This is a genomic window from Streptomyces sp. NPDC020884 (assembly GCF_044333935.1).
Classification (GTDB): domain Bacteria; phylum Actinomycetota; class Actinomycetes; order Streptomycetales; family Streptomycetaceae; genus Streptomyces.
In genome coordinates, this window is the sequence record NZ_JBIRRY010000004.1 from 235,641 (window position 1) to 256,422 (window position 20,782).

17 protein-coding genes are annotated in these 20,782 nt (G+C 72.3%); 13 read left to right on the top strand and 4 right to left on the bottom strand.

Annotated elements, in window-relative coordinates; translation table 11 throughout:
- The first annotated feature begins 1 nt into the window (after window position 1).
- The 8 genes from ACH4UK_RS15280 (at window position 2) to ACH4UK_RS15315 (ending at window position 7,537) form a co-directional block, all read left to right on the top strand.
- Complete coding sequence (locus ACH4UK_RS15280; RefSeq protein WP_398356526.1) at window positions 2-1,132, top strand: MCE family protein; 1,131 nt, start codon at window positions 2-4, stop codon at window positions 1,130-1,132.
- Complete coding sequence (locus ACH4UK_RS15285; RefSeq protein ID WP_398356527.1) at window positions 1,129-2,346, top strand: MCE family protein; 1,218 nt, start codon at window positions 1,129-1,131, stop codon at window positions 2,344-2,346. Before ACH4UK_RS15280 ends, ACH4UK_RS15285 begins: the two co-directional genes overlap by 4 nt.
- Window positions 2,343-3,578, top strand: a complete 1,236-nt coding sequence (locus tag ACH4UK_RS15290; protein WP_398356528.1) for an MlaD family protein — start codon at window positions 2,343-2,345, stop codon at window positions 3,576-3,578. Before ACH4UK_RS15285 ends, ACH4UK_RS15290 begins: the two co-directional genes overlap by 4 nt.
- Entirely contained in the window at window positions 3,575-4,096 is a 522-nt protein-coding gene (locus ACH4UK_RS15295) for a hypothetical protein (protein WP_398356529.1), read from the top strand. Before ACH4UK_RS15290 ends, ACH4UK_RS15295 begins: the two co-directional genes overlap by 4 nt.
- Before the next feature lie 47 nt (window positions 4,097-4,143).
- Window positions 4,144-4,755: a hypothetical protein gene (locus ACH4UK_RS15300; protein ID WP_398356988.1), complete on the top strand. Its 612-nt coding sequence runs from the start codon at window positions 4,144-4,146 to the stop codon at window positions 4,753-4,755.
- Window positions 4,756-4,901: 146 nt separating this feature from the next.
- The gene (locus ACH4UK_RS15305) at window positions 4,902-5,399 is read left to right on the top strand and encodes a nuclear transport factor 2 family protein (RefSeq protein ID WP_398356530.1); all 498 of its coding nucleotides are present in this window, start codon (window positions 4,902-4,904) and stop codon (window positions 5,397-5,399) included.
- 53 nt (window positions 5,400-5,452) lie between these two features.
- The gene (locus ACH4UK_RS15310) at window positions 5,453-6,232 is read left to right on the top strand and encodes a hypothetical protein (protein WP_398356531.1); all 780 of its coding nucleotides are present in this window, start codon (window positions 5,453-5,455) and stop codon (window positions 6,230-6,232) included.
- A 66-nt stretch (window positions 6,233-6,298) separates the two neighbouring features.
- On the top strand, window positions 6,299-7,537 hold the full coding sequence (locus ACH4UK_RS15315) for a lytic transglycosylase domain-containing protein (RefSeq protein ID WP_398356532.1): 1,239 nt from the start codon (window positions 6,299-6,301) through the stop codon (window positions 7,535-7,537).
- Here ACH4UK_RS15315 and ACH4UK_RS15320 read toward each other — a convergent pair.
- On the bottom strand, window positions 7,526-8,587 hold the full coding sequence (locus ACH4UK_RS15320; protein WP_398356533.1) for an ATP-dependent DNA ligase: 1,062 nt from the start codon (window positions 8,585-8,587) through the stop codon (window positions 7,526-7,528). The two genes, ACH4UK_RS15315 and ACH4UK_RS15320, sit on opposite strands and share 12 nt — an antisense overlap.
- Window positions 8,588-8,663: 76 nt before the next feature.
- Here ACH4UK_RS15320 and ligD point away from each other — a divergent pair, with 76 nt between their 5' ends.
- Both ligD and ACH4UK_RS15330 read left to right on the top strand, forming a co-directional pair.
- Window positions 8,664-9,689, top strand: a complete 1,026-nt coding sequence (gene ligD / locus ACH4UK_RS15325) for a non-homologous end-joining DNA ligase (RefSeq protein ID WP_398356534.1) — start codon at window positions 8,664-8,666, stop codon at window positions 9,687-9,689.
- Complete coding sequence (locus ACH4UK_RS15330; protein WP_398356535.1) at window positions 9,686-10,753, top strand: ABC transporter permease; 1,068 nt, start codon at window positions 9,686-9,688, stop codon at window positions 10,751-10,753. The genes ligD and ACH4UK_RS15330 overlap by 4 nt, the downstream gene beginning before the upstream one ends.
- A gap of 18 nt (window positions 10,754-10,771) precedes the next feature.
- Here the strand turns inward: ACH4UK_RS15330 and ACH4UK_RS15335 are convergent, their stop codons facing one another.
- Complete coding sequence (locus ACH4UK_RS15335; RefSeq protein WP_398356536.1) at window positions 10,772-13,012, bottom strand: OmpL47-type beta-barrel domain-containing protein; 2,241 nt, start codon at window positions 13,010-13,012, stop codon at window positions 10,772-10,774.
- The gene (locus ACH4UK_RS15340; protein ID WP_398356537.1) at window positions 13,009-15,513 is read right to left on the bottom strand and encodes a ThuA domain-containing protein; all 2,505 of its coding nucleotides are present in this window, start codon (window positions 15,511-15,513) and stop codon (window positions 13,009-13,011) included. The genes ACH4UK_RS15335 and ACH4UK_RS15340 overlap by 4 nt, the downstream gene beginning before the upstream one ends.
- Before the next feature lie 301 nt (window positions 15,514-15,814).
- Between ACH4UK_RS15340 and ACH4UK_RS15345 the strand changes: the two genes are divergently transcribed.
- Entirely contained in the window at window positions 15,815-16,855 is a 1,041-nt protein-coding gene (locus ACH4UK_RS15345) for a multicopper oxidase domain-containing protein (RefSeq protein WP_398356538.1), read from the top strand.
- Window positions 16,856-16,894: 39 nt separating this feature from the next.
- Here the strand turns inward: ACH4UK_RS15345 and ACH4UK_RS15350 are convergent, their stop codons facing one another.
- Window positions 16,895-19,114, bottom strand: a complete 2,220-nt coding sequence (locus ACH4UK_RS15350; RefSeq protein WP_398356539.1) for a DEAD/DEAH box helicase — start codon at window positions 19,112-19,114, stop codon at window positions 16,895-16,897.
- Window positions 19,115-19,537: 423 nt separating this feature from the next.
- Here ACH4UK_RS15350 and ACH4UK_RS15355 point away from each other — a divergent pair, with 423 nt between their 5' ends.
- On the top strand, window positions 19,538-20,332 hold the full coding sequence (locus ACH4UK_RS15355; RefSeq protein WP_398356540.1) for a VOC family protein: 795 nt from the start codon (window positions 19,538-19,540) through the stop codon (window positions 20,330-20,332).
- 107 nt (window positions 20,333-20,439) lie between these two features.
- A complete protein-coding gene (locus tag ACH4UK_RS15360; RefSeq protein WP_392254423.1) occupies window positions 20,440-20,694 on the top strand; it encodes a WhiB family transcriptional regulator in 255 nt (84 codons plus the stop codon).
- Window positions 20,695-20,782 lie beyond the last annotated feature (88 nt).

The following is a 20,782-nucleotide window of genomic DNA, read 5'->3' on the forward strand; positions in this document are numbered from 1 at the left end:
CATGAGACGCACCCGCATCATCGGCATCGGCGCCGGACTCGCCCTCGTCGCCGTCGCGGCCGCCACCGGCGTGAGCGCCCTGGAGGAGGACGGGAAGACCACCGTCACCGCCTACTTCGAACAGGCCACCGGCGTCTACGCCGGATCCGACCTGCGGATCCTCGGCGTCAAGGTCGGCACCGTCGCATCCGTCGAACCCCGCGGCGAGGAGGTGAAAGTCGTCCTGCGGCTCGACCGGGGCATCGACGTCCCCCGGGACGCCCACGCGGTCGTCGTCGCGCCCAGCCTCGTCGCCGACCGCTACATCCAGCTCGCTCCGGCCTACGACGGCGGCCCCCGGCTCGCCGACGACGCGGTGCTGCCCGCCGCCCGCAACGCCACCCCCGTCGAGGTCGACGAGCTGTACGCCTCCATCACCGAGCTCTCCACCGCGCTCGGCCCGAACGGGGCCAACGCCGACGGGGCGCTCGCCCGGCTCCTGGACACCGGCGCGAAGAACCTCGACGGCAACGGAAAGGCCATCGGGGAGTCCATCGAGCAGTTCGGCAAGGCCACCAAGACGCTCGACCGGAGCAGCGGCGACCTCTTCGACACCCTGAGCCATCTCCAGACCTTCACCACCATGCTCAAGGAGAACGACGGCAACGTCCGCAGCGCCGAGCAGCAGCTGAACACGGTCACCTCCTTCCTCGCCGACGACAAGAAGAACCTCAGCGCGGCCCTCAAGGAACTCGGCACCGCCCTCGGCCAGGTCAAGGGCTTCATCGCCAAGAACCGCGGCGCGCTCAAGAAGAACGTCGAGGCCCTGGTGCCCGTCACCCAGGCACTCGTCGACCAGCGGGCCTCGCTCGCCGAGGCGATGGACACCCTGCCGCTCGCCGCGGGCAACGTCCTGAACGCCTACGACCCGGCCAACCGCACCCTCAACGGGCGGACCAACCTCAACGAACTGTCCATGGGCGGACCGCTCGTCGACCCCGGGGCCGCATCCGCCGCCGGCCGCCTCACCGGCCTCGCCCCCGTCGACGCCACCCGCCGCAAGGCCCTGCCCGTCCTGCCACTGCCGGAGGTCGGCACGGTCTACGGCACCCCCGAGAAGCAGCCCGGCAAGCAGAAGGGGGCACAAGGATGAACGACGACGCCCAGCGCAGACCCGTCGTACGGGCGGCCGTCGCAGCCGTGGCCCTGCTCGCCACCGGCGCGCTGATCGCCCTGGTCGTGGTCCGCCCCGACGGCCCCGTCTTCACCGGCATCGAACAGATCCCGCTGCCCGGCGGCGCGGACCTCGGCGACCGGCCGTACGAGGTCACCGCCGAGTTCGACGACGTGCTCAGCCTCGCCCCGCAGTCCTCGGTCAAGGTCAACGACGTCTCGGTGGGGCGCGTCACGAAGATCGCCCTCGCCCGGAACGGCTGGCGGGCCCGGGTCACCATGCAGGTCAACGGGAAGATCGAACTCCCCGCGAACGCCTACGCCCGCCTCGAACAGTCCAGCCTGCTCGGCGAGAAGTTCATCCAGCTCGCCCCGCCCCCCGAAGGCACCGCCCGCGGAACGCTCGCCGCCGACGGCCGCATCCCGCTCTCCCGCACCAACCGGAACCCGGAGGTCGAAGAGGTCTTCGGAGCCCTGTCGATGCTCCTCAACGGGGGCGGCGTCAACCAGCTCAAGACGATCACCACCGAGCTCAACAAGGCGCTCGCCGGGCGGGAACCGCAGATCCGCTCCCTGCTCAACCGGGTCGACACGCTCGTGACCAACCTGGACGCGAACAAGGGCGACATCACCCGGGCCCTCGACGGCGTCAACCGGCTCGCCGCCACCCTCGCCACCCGCAAGCAGGACGTCGGAACGGTCCTGACCGGGCTCAGCCCCGGACTCAAGGTTTTGGAGAAGCAGCGCGGCTCCCTGCTGACCATGCTGCGCTCCCTCGACACCCTCTCCACCGTGGCCGTCGACACGATCAACCGGAGCAAAGCCGACATGATCGCCGACCTCAAGGCGCTCGCCCCGACCCTCAAGGCGCTCGCCGACTCCGGGCAGGACCTCCCGGACTCCCTCCAGGTGCTGCTGACCTACCCGTTCACGGACGAGGTGCTGCGCGGCGTCAAGGGCGACTACCTCAACGTCTACCTGGACGTGACGGCCCTGCCCGGCACGCAGATCATCCCGCCGCTCACCCCGGACGAGCCCGGCATCCCGCTGCCCCCGGCCGAGGGCGCGGCGGCCCGCGGCGCGCTCCCGCTGCCGCTGCCCGCCGTGTCCGGCACGCCGAGGACCGGCGCGCCGGGAACACCGAAGACGGACGGGTCCGGCACGCCCGGGACCGCGAAGGGGGCGACATCGTGATCACCCTCGCCATCCGGCTGAAGAACATCGCCTTCCTCGTCATCGCCGTTCTGGTTCTCGGCTATCTGGGCGTGCGGTACGCCGATCTCGGCCACTACGTCGGACTGCGCAGCTACTACACCGTCACGGTCCGACTCCCGCAGACGGGCGGCCTGTACACCCACTCCAACGTCACCTATCGGGGCGTCTCCGTGGGCACCGTCGGCCCCATCGAGCTGACCGAGGAGGGCGTCGAGGCCGAGCTGCGGATCGAGAAGGACGCCCCGCCGATCCCGGACAGCCTCACGGCCGTCGTCGCGAACCTCTCGGCGGTCGGCGAGCAGTACGTCGATCTGCGGCCGACCCGCAAGGACGGGCCCTTCCTCGGCAACGGCTCCGTCATCGACGAGGCCGACACCACCATCCCCGCGCCCCCCACCGACGTCCTCACCAGCGTCGACGACCTGGCGAGCTCGGTGGACCTGGAGAGCCTGCGGACCGTGGTCGAGGAGTTCGGGGCCGCCTTCGAGGGGCGCGGCGAGGACCTCCAGGTCCTGCTGGACACCGGGGGCGACTTCATCGAGGCCGCCGACCGGGCCCTGCCGGTCACCACCCGGCTGATGGCCGACGGCGAGCGGGTTCTGCGCACCCAGGCCGAACAGGGGCAGGCCCTGCGGGGCTTCGCCTCGGGAGCCAAGGAACTGGCCGCCGAACTCAAGGGCTCCGACGGCGACCTGCGCCGCCTCATCGCCACCACCCCGGACGCCGCCGTCCAGATCAGCGGACTGCTGCGCGACCTCGACCCGGCCTTCGGCGTCGTCGTCGCCAACCTCCTCACCACATCGGAGGTCGCCGTCACCCGCCAACGCGGCCTGGAGGAACTCCTCGTGAAGCTGCCCGCCGTCGCCGCCGCCGGAGCGAGCGCGGTCGACGACGACGGCGCCCGGTTCGGCATGTCCGTCACCTTCTTCGAACCGCTGCCCTGCACCGCCGGCTACGGCGGCACGGTCTACCGCAACGGTCTCGACACCTCGGCCGGGCCCGCCGTGAACACCGGTGCCCGCTGCACGTCCTCACCCGGCACCGGCATCAACGTCCGGGGCAGCGCCAACGCCCCCCGGGGCGGTCCGGTGCCGAAGCCCGCCGTTCCGGGCTCGATGAAGCTGCCCGGAGCCCTGGACGGCGGAACCGGAGCCGCGCCCCGGGCCGAGGGCATGGCCGGACTGCTGGGTCTGGGAGGCGATGACTCATGACGCTCCGAACCCGACACCGGGTCGGCTGGGCCGTGCTCCTCGTCGCCGCTCTGGTCTGCGGCCTGGGGGCCTGGTCGTACGGGCAGGCGCGCGGCGACCGCTCGCTGTCCTACGCGAAGGCCCGCGACACGGCCCTGGCCGAGGGCAAGCGGCACCTCGCCACGCTGAACAGCCTGGACGGCAAGGACGCCAAGCGGGTGGAGGCGGGGGTGCGGGCCTGGCTGGACTCCTCCACCGGACCGCTGCACGACGAGCTGAAGCGGACCAGGAAGGCCGACGCGAGGTCCCTGACGACAGCGGGCGACACGGCCCGCGGCAAGGTCACAGCGGCGGCGCTGACCGCACTGGACGAGCGCACGGGCACGGCGGAGCTGATCGCCACCGTGGACGTCGAGGTCACCCCGCGCGCCGGCGCGGCCGGCACCCAGCGCAAGCGGTTCGGGGCCACCCTCGCCCGTACGGCGGACGGCTGGAAGGTCAAGGCGCTCACGGCGATCGGGACGGGCGGCGGCCGATGAGACTGCGGGGAGGAACGGCGACGGTGGACAGCACGGCGACGGACGCGATGGACACAGCGGCGGAGACGGTCGCGGTGGACTCGACCGACGACACGGACGTGACGGACACGGTGGATGTGACGGACACGGCGGATGTGACGGATGACCTGGAGGCGCCCCGCCGCCGGTGGCCACGCGTCCTCGGCGTCCTTCTGACGGTCGCCCTGATCGCCACGGGCGGCGCCCTGTACGCCGAGGGACGCCACGTGCGCGACACCCCGGCCACCGCGAACCTCGCGCTCACCGACGCGGAGGCGACCGCCCGCGTCACCGGCGACGTCAGCAGCGCGCTCGCCAAGATCTTCTCGTACGGTCCCGGGGCCACCGCCGTCACCAGGGCGGCGGCGAAGGACGTCCTGGCGGGCAAGGCGCTCCAGCAGTACGCGGCCCTGTTCGGCCAGGTCGAGCGACAGTCCACCGACCAGAAACTGACGCTCACCACCGAGGTCGTCAAGGCCGGAGTGACCCGGCTGACCGACAGCAGCGCCCACCTCCTGGTCTTCCTCGACCAGGTCTACGAGCGCCGGGGCCGCGCCCCCACCACCGCCTCCGCGCAGCTCACGGTGACCGCCGAACTGCGCGACGGGCGCTGGTGGATCGTCGAGATCGGCTCCACATGACGGCGGGCCGGAGGCGATGGCGCACCGGTCCGGTTCGGCAGGCAGGGGAGAGGCACCACATGGCACGGGAGCGCAGGACGGCTCAGGACACGGAACGTCCCGGAACGGCCGGGACGGCGGCACGGGCGGGAACCAGGAACCCCCTGGTGATCGCCGCACTGGCCCTTGCGGTCTGCGCGGCCGGAGCGGCGGGCTGGGGCGGCTGGCTGCGCTACGAGGCCACGCACGACGACGCGGCGTCCTTCGCACAGGCGCGGGACGACGCGCTGGCGGCGGGCGAACAGGCGGTGCAGAACATGAACACGCTGGACCACCGGTCGCTGGAGAAGGGGCTCGACAGCTGGGAGCAGTCCACCACCGGTGATCTCCACAGCCAACTCGTCGACGGACGCGACGCGTTCGCGCAGCAGATCGCAGCGGCGAAGACGGTGAGCACGGCGAAGGTCCTCTCCGGTGCGGTGACCGAACTGGATCAACGAGCCGGTCGTGCGGGGGTGATGGTGGCGCTGCGGGTCACCGTGACCGCGCCGAAGGGTGAACCGGCGGTGAAGGAGAGCCGGTTGCTCGGCAGCCTCACCCGGACCTCCGAGGGGTGGAAGCTCAGCGCGCTGGGCCAGGCGCCCGTCGGCGGCACGGCCGGCTGACTCCCGCCCGCCCCGCACCCGCCCGCCCGCACGTCCCCGAGAGGACCCCGCCCATGTCGACGACCCGTCACCTCGTCAACCGCCGCCGCCGGCTGGCCACGGCACCGCCGCGTACGGCGGGAGCCGAGACGGAACCGGCGTCCGAGCCCACCGCCGGCCCGGACACCGCGACCGAGCCCGATCCACCGGTCGCACCGGACACCGAAGCCGAAGCGAGCGCCGAAGCCGACCCGGAAACCGATACCGATGCCGAATCCCCGCCCGATGCGGCATCCGCTTCGGAGGGCACGGCCGAAGTCCGCCGCACCGGGACGTCCCGCCTCCGCGTCGGGCTGCCCGTCGTGCTGTGCGCCCTCACCGTCCTCCTCGGGGCCTTCGCCACCTGGGCGTTCGTCTCGGCCGACCGCCTCGGCGACGAGCCGGCCCGGCAGAACACCGCGCTCACGGACATCGGCCGGACCAGTGAGGTGAAGGGCCGGATCAGTGAGGCGGTCGGCGCGGTGTTCTCGTACGACTACGCCTCGCCCGCCCGGTCGGACCGCGCGGCGAGCACCTATCTGACCGGCCGGGCCGTGCAGCAGCACAAGGACATGCTCGCCGACGTACGGGAGCAGGCCCCGCGGCAGAAGCTCGTCCTGACCACCACCGTCACCGGGAGCGGGGTGGAGTTCCTCGACGGCGACCGGGCCCGGCTGCTGATCTTCGCCGACCAGAGCAACACCCGTACCGGCAAGGACGAGGAGACGACCTACGCGGCGGCGATGTTCGCCGTGGACGCCGTGCGCCGCGGCGACGCCTGGCTGATCGCCGCCATCGACACGTTCACTCGCTGAGCCCGGGAGCCCGGTGCGCCGGGACCGCTGGAGAGAACCCCGGACGCCGGGGGAGAGGGAGCCCGCATGAGCTTCAACCGCACGGTGCGCCGCAGGCTCGGCACCACGGCCACCGCCGTCGCCGCGATGACCGCGCTCACCGCGTCCCAGGCCCCGGGGTTCACCCTGCCCGAGCCCCGGAAGGAGAGGGCGGCGGCCTCGGACGACGTCGTGTGGACCGAGGTGCCGGGCGACGACGTCTACCACACCGAGTTGCCTCCGCTGCGGTCCCCGAAGCCGCCCGCACCGCTGAAGCCCGGGACGCGGCCCGACCCCGTCGTGGTCCGCGCCTGGTCCGAGGCGGGCATCCCGGCCACCGTGCTGGCCGCCTACCGCGAGGCGGCGAGCGCGGTGGGCCGCAGCGACCCGGGCTGCCGGCTGCCGTGGCAGCTGCTCGCGGCGATCGGCAAGGTCGAGTCCGGCCAGGCGTCCGGCGGGCGGGTCGACGCGCGGGGGACGACGCTCACCCCGATCCTCGGCCCGGTGCTGGACGGGCGGGGCTTCGCCCTGATCCGGGACACCGACGACGGGGCGTACGACGGCGACCGGACCTACGACCGGGCCGTCGGGCCGATGCAGTTCATCCCCTCGACCTGGGCGGCCTGGGGCGCGGACGGGAACGGCGACGGCCGCAAGGACCCCCACAACATCCACGACGCGGCGCTCGCCGCCGGGCACTACCTCTGCGCCGGGCCCCGCGATCTGACCCGCCGCGCCGACCTGGACCGGGCGATCCTCAGCTACAACCGCTCCGACACCTATCTGCGGACGGTGCTGTCCTGGCTGGACTTCTACCGCAAGGGCAGCCACCCGGTCGCCGACGGCAAGGGCGTCGTGCCCAGCAGCCCCGGCCCGGGAGGGAAGACCCCGCCCAAGGCCCCGGTCGGCGGCCCCGGTGCGCCGGACCGTCCGGGCCAGGGCGGCGGAGGCGTCGTCGTCGGCCCGCAGCCCACCCGGCCGCCGAGCCCCTCTCCGACGCCCCGCCCCACGGGCCCCGGCTCGCCGAGTCCGAGCCCCGACCCGACGGACCCCGGCCCGACCGACCCCGGCCCGAGCCCCGACCCGACCGGCCCGACCGACCCGGGCCCCACCGATCCGGGCCCGAGCCCCAGCCCCGACCCGACCGGGCCCACCACACCGCCCGACCCCGGCGAGACCGACCCGGGCTGCCCCGGCGACACCCCGTCGCCGTCGCCGTCCGCGGACCCGGGCGCATCCGAGGAGCCCTGCGCCACGCCGACCGGTGAGCCGGAGTCAGCCGCCTGACAACACCTCGGACAGGTCGTAGGAGACGACCTCCTCCAACTGCGCGTACGTACAGCCGGCGGGGGACCGGTCCGGCCGCCACCGACGGAACTGGGTGGTGTGCCGGAACCGGTCGCCCTCCATGTGGTCGTAGGCCACCTCGCAGACCCGCTCGGGGCGCAGCGGCACCCAGGACTGGTCCTTCCTGCCCGACCAGCGGTTCTGCGTCCCCGGCAGCCGGGACCGCTCGTGCGCCGCCGCGTCCGCCCAGGCTCCCCACGGATGGTCGGCGAACTCGGTGCGCAGCGGGGTGAGTTCCTCGGCGAGCTCGGCGCGCCGCTTCATCGGGAAGGCCGCGCAGACCCCGACGTGCTGGAGCACGCCCTCGGCGTCGTACAGGCCGAGCAGCAGCGAGCCGACGACCGGGCCGCTCTTGTGCTCGCGGTAGCCCGCCACCACCACATCGGCGGTCCGCTCGTGCTTGATCTTGTACATCACCCGGGTGTCGGGCCGGTACGGCAGATCCGGCGGCTTGGCCACGATCCCGTCCAGCCCGGCCCCCTCGTACCGGTCGAACCACTCCCGGGCGAGCTCGATGTCCGTGGTGGAGGGGGCGAGCAGGACGGGCGCCGAAGCGCCGGAGAGCGCGGCCTTCAGCACCGCCCGCCGGTCCGTGTGGGGCGCGGAGAGCAGAGAGGTGTCGTCGACGGCGAGGAGGTCGAAGGCGATCAGGCTCGCCGGGGTCTGCTCGGCGAGCAGCCGCACCCGGGAGTCCGCCGGGTGGATGCGCTCGCTGAGCCGTTCGAAGTCGAGCCGTCCCCCGTGGGCGATGACGATCTCCCCGTCGATCACGCAGCGCGGCGGGAGGTTGTCCCGCACGGCGTCGACCAGATCGGGGAAGTAGCGGGTGAGCGGCTTTCCGGTGCGGCTGCCGATCTCGACCTCGTCGCCGTCCCGGTAGACGATCGCCCGGAAGCCGTCCCACTTCGCCTCGTAGCTCATGCCCGGCGGGATCGTGGACACCGACTTGGCGAGCATCGGCTTCACGGGCGGCATCACCGGCAGGTCCATGGCCCGATTCTGGACCGCCGGCCCACCGCTGTCTCCCGATGTGCGGCATATGTGCGACCGGCCTACGGTGGCCGTCATGGGAGCAGCGGTGGAGCTGGACGCGGGCGGACGGGCCGTGAGGCTGTCCAACCCCGACAAGGTGTACTTCCCGGAGAAGGGCTACACCAAGAGGGATGTGGCCGAGTACTTCCTGGCCGTGGGGCCGGGGATCACGCGTGCCCTGAACCACCGGCCGACCACGCTCCAGCGTTTCGTGGACGGGGTCGAGGGCGACTTCTTCTACCAGAAGCGCGCCCCGAAGAACCTCCCCGAGTGGATCCCCACCGCCCGTATCGCCTTCCCGAGCGGCCGTCCCGCCGACGAGATCTGCCCCACCGAGCTCGCCGCGGTCCTCTGGGCCGCCAACCTCGGCACCCTCACCTTCCACCCCTGGCCGGTCCGGGCCGGGGACACCGACCACCCGGACGAACTGCGCATCGACCTGGACCCGCAGCCCGGCACCGCGTACGCCGACGCCGTCACCGCCGCCCACGAGCTGCGCTCCGTCCTGGAGGACCACGGGCTGCGCGGCTGGCCCAAGACCTCCGGCGGCCGCGGCATCCACGTCTTCGTCCCCATCGAGCCCGCCTGGACCTTCACCGAGGTGCGGCGCGCCACCATCGCCGCCGGCCGCGAGCTGGAGCGGCGGATGCCCGAGCGGGTCACGACCGCCTGGTGGAAGGAGGAGCGCGGGGAGCGGATCTTCGTCGACTTCAACCAGACCGCCCGCGACCGCACGATCGCCTCCGCCTACTCCGTACGCCCCTTCCCGCACGCCCCGGTCTCCGCGCCGCTGCGCTGGGAGGAGATCGACGACGCCGAACCGCGCGACTTCGACATCGTCACGCTCCCGGTGCGCTACGCCGAACTCGGCGACGTCCACGCCGACATGGACCAGGAGGCGTTCCGGCTCGACCGGCTGCTGGAGCTGGCCGACCGGGACGAGAAGGATCGCGGGCTGGGCGACCTGCCCTATCCGCCGGAGTACCCGAAGATGCCCGGCGAGCCCAAGCGCGTCCAGCCCAGCCGCGCCCGGCACGACGACGACGGCGAGATGGCGTGAGCGAGGGCGGTGACCGGCACGGCGCGCACGGGCGGCCGCTCGGCCTCCGCGAGCGCTGGGAGGCGTACAAGAACAGCCCGTTCCTGCCCGCGACCGTCCTCGTGCTGATCGTCGCCGCGGCGGCCGGCCTCTTCGCCGGCTCCTACACGTACGCGATGGCCGACCCCACCCCGCACCGCATCCCGGCCGCGCTGGTCACCCGGCCGCCGGTGGAGCGCGGTGAGGCGTTCGTCGCGGGCATGGAGAAGGAGCTCGACGCCTCGCTGGAACTGCGTGACTACCCGGACGTCGCCGACGCCCGCCGCGCCCTGGACGAGCAGAAGGTCTTCGCCATCGTGCGCGCGTCCGGCGCGGGGGTGGCGCTCGACGTGGCCGCGGCCTCGGGGGCGTCGGTGGCCGAACTGCTGGGCGAGGCGGGGCTGAAGGTGGGCGAGGCCACCGGCACCGAGGTCACGGTCCGGAACGTCAAGCCGCTCCAGAAGGGGGACCCGCGCGGGCTCGCCCTGTTCTACATCTCGCTGGCTGCGGTGATCATGGGCTTCCTCGGCGCGATCCAGCTCAGCGTGCACGCCCACGGCCTCGACCCGGCCGAGCGGATCGCCTTCACCGGCGCGTACGCCCTGCTCGGCGGCTTCGCCATCGCGGCGGCCGTGGACTGGTGGCTCGGGGCGGTGGACCTGCCGTTCGCGCAGTCCTGGCTGATCCTGGCGTTCACGATGTTCACCTCCGGCATGGTCTTCACCATGTTCAACACCCTGATGGGCCGCTGGGCGATGATCCCGACCTGGGGCGTGATGGTGCTCCTGGGCAACCCGTCCTCCGGCGGGGCGGTGTCCTGGCCGCTGCTGCCGTCGCTGCTCGGTCACATCGGCCGCTGGCTGCCACCGGGCGCCTCCGTCAACGCCCAGCACACCGCCGTCTACTACCAGGGCCACCAGTTCGTCTTCCCGTACCTGGTGCTCACCGCCTGGGCGCTGGTCTCCTGCACGGTCTTCTGGGTGTGGCGGCACCGACACCCCGGTGGCCGCGACCGCACGCCGGAGCATGCGGCCGCGGCCACCTGAGGGAGCGGGTCGTGCGCCTTACAGCTCCTTGATCCGGACGTCGCGGTACGAGATGACGTCGGTGACGCCGTGCACCTGCAGTCCGATGTAACCGGAGGCGAACCGCCGGCCGTCGGTGCCCGGGTCGTCGCCGCGCGGCGGCTCGAAGAGCTGACCGCCGGTGTTGTCGAACTCGTTGATCAGGACACCGTTGCGGTAGATCTCGTAGTGCTGGTCCACCACCTTGATCTCGTAGTCGTTCCAGGTGCCCTTGGGCGTGACCCCGGCGCCGCCGAGACCCACCCGGTCGAAGCCGTACACCGAGCCGGTCTTGTACATGTCGCCGTCCGGCCGGTCGTTGGCCTGGATCTCATGGCCGTACTTGATGGCGACCCACTCCGGACGCGACTCCTCCGGGTGGTCGTGGACCTGCGGGAAGCGGACGAAGACCCCGCCGTTGGCGTTGCCCGAGCCCGGGGCGTCGTCCCGCCACTGGAGCTTCAGCGAGAAGTCCCCGTACGCGCGGGAGGGGAACCAGAGCATGCCCATGCCGTCCACCGTGGTGGAGCTGGTGATCGAGCCCTCCTCCTCGTTCAGCGCGAACGCGCCGCCGCCCACCTGCTGCCACTTGGCGAGCGAGGCCGCGGTGCCGTCGAAGAGCTTGGTGTAGCCCTCGGACTGGCCCGGCTTCCCGATGCCCGACTGCTTGGCGGCCTGGTTGATCGCCCTGCGCTCACGCTGGTCGATGACGCCGTCGGTCCGCAGCCGGTCGAGGACCGACGTGACGTGCTTGAGGAACAGCGCGTTGGAGGACCAGTCCTTCTCGTCCTCGATCAGCTCGTTGATCGTGCAGCGGTTGCGGGTGATCCGGTTCGGGACGCCCGTGTCGATCGTGCCCACGAAGACGGTGTGCCGCTCGTCGAACTCCGCGCAGTTCGGCGCGGGGACCCCGCCGCCCTGGGCGATGGTGAACGACACCTTCTTCGCCTCGGAGGTGTTGCCGGCCTTGTCCGTCGCCCGGTGGGCGACGGAGTGGTGGCCGACCCGGTCGACGATCACCGGGGCGGTGTAGGCGAGGTAGGGGCCGCCGTCGAGGGAGTACTCGACCTTGTCCACGCCCGAGTCGTCGTCGGTCGCGGAGACGGTCGCCCTGGCGCTCGTGATGAACGCGCCGTCGGAGTTCTTCTCGCCCTCCACCTTCACCGAGGTCTCCGGAGCCGTCTGGTCCTGCGACGGCGGCTCGACCACGGTGAAGTCGACGGACTTCTCGTCCGCGACGTTGCCCGACCGGTCGGTGGCCCGGTAGCGGACCGTGTGCTCGCCCACCTCGTGGACCATCACCGGTTCGGTGTACGGCTGCCACGCGCCGTCCGCGCCGGTCGCGTACTCGATGGTGTTGACGCCGGACCCGGTGTCGGACGCGGTCACGGTGACCGTGGCCATCCCCAGGTACGCGCCCGCCTCGTCCTTCTCGCCCGAGACGGTCGCCGAGGTCTCCGGCGGGGTCTCGTCGTCGGTCGGCGGCGCGGCGACCGCGAAGTCGACGGATTTCTCCGCCGCCGCGTTCCCGGCCTTGTCGGTGGCCCGGTAGCGGACCGTGTGGTCGCCGACCTCGTTCACCACGACGGGCGCGGTGTAGGGCTGCCACGCGCCGTCCGCCCCCAGGGCGTATTCGACGGTGTCGACGCCGGAGCCCGCGTCGGTGGCCTCGACGGTGACCGTGGCCTGGCCGATGTACGCGCCGTCGCCGTTCTGGTCGCCGTCGACCTTCGCCGAGGTCGCGGGGGCCTCGGTGTCGTCGCCGCCGCCGTCCTCGGTGACGGTCAGGATGCCCTGCATCATGCCGTGGCCGGGGATCGTGCAGTGGTAGAAGTACCGGCCGGGCGACAGCGTGACCTCCACGCTGTGCTTGCCGCCCTCGGCGTCACCCGGGTTGGCCAGGATGTTCAGCTGGACGTCGTTGTTGAACTCCGGGTCCGACACGCTGAACGTCAGCGTGTGCGGCATGCTCGTCGTGTTCCCGGTGGCCGCGCTGTTCTCGAAGACGATGGTCGCCTTGCCGGCCACCGCCGTCTTCGGCGCGGACAGATAGTGGTCGATCGGGTCGCCCGCGGTCCAGTTGAGCACCTGGTCGGCGGCCTTGGCCGCGGGAGCGTCGTCGCCCTTGCCGTACGCGGCCGTCGAGGTCAGCCCGAGGACCATCAGGAGGGAGGCCAGCAGGGCCACCCAGAAACTCGGCGGACGTTGCCGCCCGCGTGCGAGGAGCCGGTGGTGTCTCACTTGGCCGCCGCCTTTCCGACGAGGTCCGCGGCGGCCGGCGTCGCGCCGCCGCCCTTGTACGTCACGCGCCACAGCGCCGACTTGGAGTCGGAGGTGAAGAAGCCGCGCCCGTAGTCCAGGACGTACAGCGAACCGTCCGGCGCGAACTTCCAGTCCATCAGGTTGCGGATGCCGTCGGCTCCGACCGGGATGATCTTCTTCAACGACTCGGCGTGCGTGGGCAGTCCGCCCTTGCCGACCGTCTTCGGGTCGGTCAGCACGGCGTGCCGGGGCTGGGTGTCGTCGTAGAAGTCGCCGACGAACCACTTGCCGTCCCAGTAGGCGGGCCACTTGGCGGTGGACTCGCTCTGCGCGTCGTAGCGGTAGACGGGGCCGTTCATCGTGGCCTGCCCGCCGCCCTTGAGCCAGGGCAGGAGCTCCTTGCCCTCCTCGGCCTTGTAGCTCGGTACGCCGTTCTCGTCGCGCGGGTAGTCGACCCCGCCGCCCTGCGGCGAGTACCAGATGGTGTTCGGGGTCACCGGCGGCAGCTTGACCAGCCCGTCGTTGTTCGGCGACTCGTTCTTCGGGGCGTCGCAGTCGTACCAGCCCAGCGGCTTCGTCGGGTCGGGCAGATTGCGGTCCCGGTAGGGCTGGTTGTTGCCCATGCAGTACGGCCAGCCGTGGTTGCCCGCCTTGGTGATCGCGGCGAACGTGTCGTACTTCGCCGGACCCCAGGTGGTGGAGGGCGAGCCCGCGTCGGGGCCGACCCAGCCGGCGTACAGGGTGTCCGTCGAGGTGTCGATCGAGATCCGGGCCGGGTTGCGCACGCCCATCACATAGATCTCGCCCCGGGTCTTCCCGCCGCCCTCGTCCGGCTCGTCGCCGGTGAAGAGGTTGCCGTCGGGCAGGGTGTACGTGCCGTCGTCCTCCGGGTGGATCCGCAGGATCTTCCCGTTGAGGTTGTTGGTGTTGCCGGCCGTGCGCCGCGCGTCGGCGAACGAGACGCCCTTGTAGTTCGGCTGCGGGTTGTTGCCGGAGTAACCGTCACTGAAACCGGAGGAGTTGTTGTCACCGGTCGCGATGTACAGGTTGTCCTTCGAGTCCCAGGCCAGGCCGCCGCCCGCATGGCAGCAGCTGTTGATCTGCACCGGCCAGTCGAGCAGCACCTTCTCCGAGGCCAGGTCCAGCTTGTTGGTCGCGGAGTCGAAGGTGAAGCGGGAGACCTGCCGGGTCGCCATGCGCTTGTCGCGGTCGATCTTCGCGTGCGGGGTGTAGTGCAGGTACACCCACCCGTTGGACGCGAAGTCGGGGTCCAGCTCGATGCCGAGCAACCCCTCCTCGACCTTGACCAGTTCGTCGCCGCCGCCCTTGTTGCCGAAGACGTCCAGCGCGCCGGCCAGCGTGACCTTCTTGGTCTTCGGGTCGTAGACGTGGATCTCGCCCTTGCCCTTGCCGATGTTCGGGTCGGCCCAGTCGATGACGACCGGGACGGAGCTGTCGGCCCCGCCGCGTCCGATGTAGAAGACCCGGCCGTCCGACGCGGTCACCAGCCCGTGCGGCTCGCCGATCTGGTCGTTCTGGCCCGGCTGGTTGGGCTGGGTGACGCGCTCGGCGGTGTAGTTGGAGGTGATCGTGGCCTTGCAGTCGGCCTGCGAGGTCCGGTTGGTCCAGGCGAGGGCGCCGCGCAGATGGTCGCGGAAGTCGGTCTCGGCGAAGCTGTCCGCCGTGCCGCCCATCGCCGTGTAGAAGGAGCGGCCGCCGTCGTAGTCGCGGCACCAGGAGACCGGGTGGTCCCAGCCGTTGGCGCTCGCGCCGGGCTTGTACGTCAACTCCCGTACGCGCGCCACGGTGTGCACGTCACCGGACGGGTTCTTCGTCCAGTTCAGCCAGGTGTCGGGGCGCTTCCACTCCAGCGGCAGGTTCTTGGTGGCCGGGTGGACCCGGTCGCCGATCTCGACCGTCGCCCGCTGCACGGACGTGGGACTGTTCGCCGCCGGCCGGGCTCCGACCAGGCCGGTGAACCAGTCCGAGTACGGCTCGGTGCGTGCCGCGTCATGGATGCCGAGGAAGCCGCCGCCGGCCTCCATGTACGCCTCCAGGCCCGCCTCCTGCTCCGGGTCGAGGACGTCGCCCCCGCCGGTCAGGAAGACGACGGCGTGGAAGGAGCCGAGCCGCTTGCCGTTGGTGAAGACCTTGGGGTCGTTCGTGGCCACCGTGGTGAACCGCCCGGCCTCCGGGCCGGACAGCCCGATCTTCTCGATCGCCGCGATGCCGGCGTCCGTGTACGGTGCCTCGTCGCCCGCCGATGCGTGGAAGACGAGCACCTTGACCTGGTTCGCGGCCCCGGGCGGAGACGGCAGGGACAACGTTGTCGCCATCTTCTCCACCAAGGCCCGGTCCGGCGACGGATCCGCGCTGGCCGGGCCGCCGCTGCCCAGCATGGACACGGTCAGAGCGCCGGCCGCCACGGCCGCCGCGAGGCCGCGTCGTGATCTGGACCGGTGATGTGATGCGCGCTGCATGTGGTCACCCACCCCTCTGTGGTCACTGCACCTCTCGGTGACTGTGGCTTACTCACTGTTCGTCAGGAGCTCCGGATTCAGCAGCTCTTGATGTACCAGCTCTTGATTCACTGCGACAGCGCACGAAGCTAGACCTCTTTTCGTGGTCCGCCAATAGGTATGGCAGCAATCGAACGAACTTTGTCCTGGGTGTGGATAAACGGGAGGGCCCCGGCTACGGTGTGGCCCGTTCCGGGATGCCGCGAGCGTCGCTCCGTATCGGCGGTTCCGCCAGTTTCCTTATCGCAGTGGGGAGTTCGACATGGACCGAAGGACCTTCAGCCGGCGGATGCTGGTCGGTGGAGCGGCCGCCGCCGCGACCGGGGTGACATCGTTGTCGCTCGGGGCCGTGGAGGCAAGCTCGGCCGAGAACCCGCCGCGTACGGCCCCGGCCGGCGGCGTGGTGCGCCGACTGAAGATGTACGCGGAGAAGCTGGCCGACGGCCAGCTCGGCTACGGCTTCGAGAAGGGCAAGGCCTCGATCCCCGGCCCCCTCATCGAGGTCAACGAGGGCGACACGCTGCACATCGAGTTCGAGAACCTCACCGATGTCGACGCCAGCCTCCACGTCCACGGCGTCGACTACGACATCGCCAACGACGGCACCCGGATGAACAAGAGCCACGTCGAACCCGGCGGCACCCGGACCTACACCTGGCGCACCCACGCCCCGGGCCGCCGCAAGGACGGCACGTGGGAGCCGGGCAGCGCGGGCTACTGGCACTACCACGACCACGTCGTCGGCACGGACCACGGCACCGGCGGCATCCGCAAGGGGCTCTACGGGCCGGTCATCGTGCGGCGCAAGGGCGACATCCTGCCCGACAAGACGTTCACGATCGTCTTCAACGACATGACGATCAACAACAAGGCGGAGCACAACAGCACCAACTTCGAGGCCACGGTGGGAGACCGGCTCGAAGTCGTGATGATCACGCACGGCGAGTACTACCACACCTTCCATATCCACGGTCATCGCTGGGCCGACAACCGCACCGGCCTCCTGACCGGACCCGACGACCCCAGCCGGGTCATCGACAACAAGATCTGCGGGCCCGCCGACTCCTTCGGCCTCCAGTTCATCGCGGGTGAACGCGTCGGCGCGGGCGCGTGGATGTACCACTGCCACGTCCAGAGCCACTCCGACATGGGAATGGCGGGCCTGCTGCTGATCAAGAAGGCCGACGGCACGATCCCGGGCTACGACCCCCACCACGCGGCGGGCGGCGCGGCGGAGAAGAAGAGCGCGGACAAGGGCGCGGACAAGGGCGCCGAGAAGAGCGGCGGGGAGCACCAGCACTGACGCCCGATGTGACGGGGCCCGCGGAGGGGGCGGGCCCCGTCACGGCCGGCCGGGGTCCGCCGCCAGCCGCTGCTGCTCCTCCTCGACGATGCGCCGGGCCAGATCCGCGCCGGAGACGTCCACCGCGTCCGGGGTGCTCTCCGCGAGGTCGCTGCGCCGGGCGTACGCGTCGAAGAGCCGGTCCTTGCGGGCCAGCAGTTCCACCAGGCGCTGGTCGACGCTGTCGGCGGCCAGCAGCCGGTGCACCTGGACCGTGCGCACCTGCCCCATCCGGTGGGCGCGCGCGACGGCCTGGTGCTCGAGGGTGGGCTTGATCTGCGGCTCGCACAGGATGACCACGGAGGCGGCCTGCATGTTCAGTCCGGTGCCGCCGGCCTGGATCTGGCTCAGCAGCACCGCGTGCCCGTCCACCGCGGAGAAGGCGTCGACCAGCTCCTGCCGCCGGGCCGGCGGAACGCTCCCGGAGAGCGGCCCGAAGGCGGCCGGACCCAGAGCGTCGCCGACCGTCGCGAGGACCTCCCTGAAGTAGGAGAAGACGACCACCTTCAGGCCGTTCTCCTGTGCCTCGCCGACCAGTTCGCGCAGCCGCTCCAGCTTGGCGGAGGCGGCCGGCACGGCGTACGCGGCCCGGCGCATCCGCATGAACCGCCCCGAGGCGACCCCCTCGCGGTACGCGTCCCGGTCCTCGGGGCCGAACGCCTCCCACTCGTCCACGTGCACCAGCGCCGGGAGTTCGGCCAGCACGTCCACCTGGTTGCGGCGCAGATAGGCGGGGGCGACGGCCCGGCGGAAGGCCCGCGAACCGGCCGCGCCGTGCGTGGTGCTGACCGATGGCGCTAGCTCGGGGCGCAGTTGGCGCACCAGGCTGCGGAACTCCTCCACCCGGTTCTCCATCGGGGTGCCCGTGAGGAACAGCACCCGCTCCACCTGCTCCGCCCAGCCGGCGACCGCCCGGGACCTTCGGGCGGCGGGGTTCTTCACGAAGTGGGCCTCGTCCACCACCAGCATCCCGGGCCGCACCTGGGCGGCCGCCCCTTCGGGCAGGAGGTGCAGCGCGTCGAAGGTGGTCACCGCCACCCCGCCGGTCCCGCGCCAGTCCGCGAACGCCTCGGCGCGCTCGGGCCCGTGCACCGGGATGCCGCGCAGGGTGGAGCGGGCCCGGATCTCCCGGGTCCAGTTGATCAGGACGCTCGCCGGGCACACCACCAGGAAGTGGGTCTCGCCGTGGGCGGCGAGATGGGCGAGGGCCGCGATGGCCTGCACGGTCTTGCCGAGCCCCATCTCGTCCCCGATGACGACCCGCTTCTGCGCCAGCGCGAAGCGCGCCCCGAAGGCCTGGTAGCCGCGCAGGGACACCCGCAGATGCGTGTCGTCGAGCCGGAGCGCCCGCACCCGGTCCGCGATCCCGGCGGGCAGGAAACCCTCGGCGGCGTCCCGGTCCGGCCCGCTGCCGGACAGCTCGGCGAGCAGGCTGTAGTACTCGGCGGACCGCAGCTCGAAGTCGACCCAGGCCTCGGCCGGCGACGCCGGCGACCGCAGCAGGTCGGCCGACGCCTGGGCGAGGAGCACCGGCAGGTCCCGCTCCACGGCGTCCGCCACGGCCGACCGCACCGAGCCGAGCGCCTCCCGCACCCGCGCCCGCGCCTTCCGCCCGGCCAGCAGCATCCGCAGCCGGCTCCCGGCCGGCGCGGCCGCCGCCGCCGGGGGTCCGAGCCGCTCGACGAGCCGCCGCGCCGCGTCCACCGCCCGCCGCACGTCCGCCCCGGCCTCGACCAGCCGGTGCAGCGCCACGACCAGCGCGGTGCTCGTGTCGTCCGGGGCGTCCACGTCGATCCGCACCGAGACGGTGTCCCGCACGGCGTGGGCGATCTGTCCGGCGGCCGCCAGCGCCTGGTCGGCGGTGTGCGCCCCGACCCCGGGGATCTGCCGCAGCTCGTAGCGGTTCGTGCCGTGGACCTGCCCGACCGTGCCGAACCCGGCCTGCTCCAGCGCCCCGAGGCGCAGCCGCCCCTCCGTGACGTCCTTGAGCCGCGAGACGGGGATCACGGCGAGCTCCCGGCCCACCAGGGAGTCCAGGAGCGGATCGAGCACGGAGCGCACGGCGTCCACGGCGTTCGCCCGGTCCGCCGGCACGGCACGGGCGCTCTCCAGGAGCCGCTCCGCCCGCGCGAGCAGCTCACGGGCCGCGCCGCCCGTGGGCACCGGGCCTTCGGCGGCCCCGCGCGCGAGCGTCCCGCCCGCCTCCCCGCTCTGCTCCATGTGCGTCCTTCTGTTCCCGAGCGCCTCACGGCCCGGGGACCCCGCTCTCCCGAACCCGGCCGCCATCGTGCCACGCGTCACCGACAGCGCGGGCCCGCCGCCGCAGGCGTGACCCGCACCGCCCGACGGGCGGCCCGGCATGGGCCGACTCCGCCCGACACGGGGGCGGCGCGCCGCTGCAACGCTTGGCCCCGGCGCGTACACGGTGTCTAACCTGGGCCGCATGGCAGACGCGATCACCGCCGGACCCGGCCCCCGCGGGCCGGCCGCCGCCGTGGCCGCACGGCGCCGCCGGTGCATCGCCGCCCGGTCGGCCCCGTGCGGACTGCGGCCGTCGGCGCCCGGTGCGAGACTCGGCGGAGAGAGGCATCACCCGGCAGCACACGACGCGCAGGACCACCCGGACCGACGGAGGAACACGCCATGATCAGCCCGACCTTCCTCGACGGCGCGCCCAGCTGGGTCGATCTCGGCACCCCCGACCTCGACGGGGCCACCGCCTTCTACCGGGACCTGTTCGGCTGGGGCCTGATCCCCGGCGGCCCCGAGGTCGGCGGCTACGGGATGCTCACCCTGGACGGCCGGTACGTCGGCGGTGTGATGACGGTGTCCGAGGAGGAGTCGCCGAGCGCCTGGTCGGTCTCCTTCCAGTCGCCCGACGTCGCCGCCACCGCGGCGGCGGTGGCGCGGGCGGGCGGCAGCGCCGCGTTCGAGCCGATGGACGTCCTGGACTTCGGCAGCATGGGCGGCTTCACGGACCCGGCCGGAGCGTATTTCGGGGTGTGGCAGCCGAAGGAGCACCCCGGCTTCGGCGTCGTCCAGGAGCCCGGCTCGTTCCTCTGGGCCGAGCTGTACACCCCCGACGTCCCGGCGGCGGCCGCGTTCTTCAAGAGCGTCCTGGGCTGGGGGACCGACGAGCTGAAGGTGGAGGGCACCGACTACGCCTACACCACGGTCCACCCGGCCGGCGCCGGCCCGGAGGCGTCGTTCGGCGGTCTGGTCCGGATGGGCGACGTCCCGTCCGAGGCCGCCCGCGGTCCGCACTGGCTGCCGTATTTCGACGTGGCCGACGTCGATGCCACGGTGGCCGAGGTGAAGCGGCTCGGCGGCCGGGAGACCCTGGCCGCGATGGAGGTGCCCGGCGTCGGCAAGATGGCCAACGTCGCCGATCCCTACGGGGCGGTCTTCGCGGTGATGAGGCCCGAGCCGCGGCAGTAGGCGCGGGCGGCGAACCGGCCGTTCCGACGCACGCTCCGGGGGTGCTCCCGGAGCGGATTGATGAATCGTTGATCAGTTGTTTATCGCCACCGGGCACCGTGTGGCCCATGCTGATCAACACCGTGACCGATGACGCGCTCGCCTGGCAGGAGACCGCGCTGTGCGCGCAGGCCGGGCCCGAGTTCTTCTTCCCGGCCCCGGGCAGTTCGACCCGTGAGGCCAAACAACTGTGCAACGCCTGCGAAGGACGGCTGGCCTGCCTGGAGTACGCCCTCACCAACGACGAGCGGTTCGGCGTCTGGGGCGGGCTGTCCGAAAAGGAGCGCGAGCGGCTGCGCCGAGAAGGACGCGATCGGGGCTGAGGGCCCCGCCGCCCCCACGCGCCGTGCCCGCGTGGCGTGATCGGGGCCGGAAACCCCTGGGGCGATCGGGTCCCGGCCCGGCACAATC

What these genes read in the sequence shown, in the direction of transcription:
- ACH4UK_RS15320 (WP_398356533.1), bottom strand. Translation starts at nt 8,587, where the DNA reads ATGGACCTGCCGGTGATGCCGCCCGTGAAGCCGATGCTCGCCAAGTCG.
- ACH4UK_RS15295 (WP_398356529.1), top strand. Translation starts at nt 3,575, where the DNA reads ATGACGCTCCGAACCCGACACCGGGTCGGCTGGGCCGTGCTCCTCGTC.
- ACH4UK_RS15360 (WP_392254423.1), top strand. Translation starts at nt 20,440, where the DNA reads ATGCTGATCAACACCGTGACCGATGACGCGCTCGCCTGGCAGGAGACC.
- ACH4UK_RS15280 (WP_398356526.1), top strand. Translation starts at nt 2, where the DNA reads ATGAGACGCACCCGCATCATCGGCATCGGCGCCGGACTCGCCCTCGTC.
- ligD (WP_398356534.1), top strand. Translation starts at nt 8,664, where the DNA reads ATGGGAGCAGCGGTGGAGCTGGACGCGGGCGGACGGGCCGTGAGGCTG.
- ACH4UK_RS15340 (WP_398356537.1), bottom strand. Translation starts at nt 15,513, where the DNA reads ATGCAGCGCGCATCACATCACCGGTCCAGATCACGACGCGGCCTCGCG.
- ACH4UK_RS15350 (WP_398356539.1), bottom strand. Translation starts at nt 19,114, where the DNA reads ATGGAGCAGAGCGGGGAGGCGGGCGGGACGCTCGCGCGCGGGGCCGCC.
- ACH4UK_RS15300 (WP_398356988.1), top strand. Translation starts at nt 4,144, where the DNA reads ATGGACACAGCGGCGGAGACGGTCGCGGTGGACTCGACCGACGACACG.
- ACH4UK_RS15315 (WP_398356532.1), top strand. Translation starts at nt 6,299, where the DNA reads ATGAGCTTCAACCGCACGGTGCGCCGCAGGCTCGGCACCACGGCCACC.
- ACH4UK_RS15285 (WP_398356527.1), top strand. Translation starts at nt 1,129, where the DNA reads ATGAACGACGACGCCCAGCGCAGACCCGTCGTACGGGCGGCCGTCGCA.
- ACH4UK_RS15345 (WP_398356538.1), top strand. Translation starts at nt 15,815, where the DNA reads ATGGACCGAAGGACCTTCAGCCGGCGGATGCTGGTCGGTGGAGCGGCC.
- ACH4UK_RS15355 (WP_398356540.1), top strand. Translation starts at nt 19,538, where the DNA reads ATGATCAGCCCGACCTTCCTCGACGGCGCGCCCAGCTGGGTCGATCTC.
- ACH4UK_RS15310 (WP_398356531.1), top strand. Translation starts at nt 5,453, where the DNA reads ATGTCGACGACCCGTCACCTCGTCAACCGCCGCCGCCGGCTGGCCACG.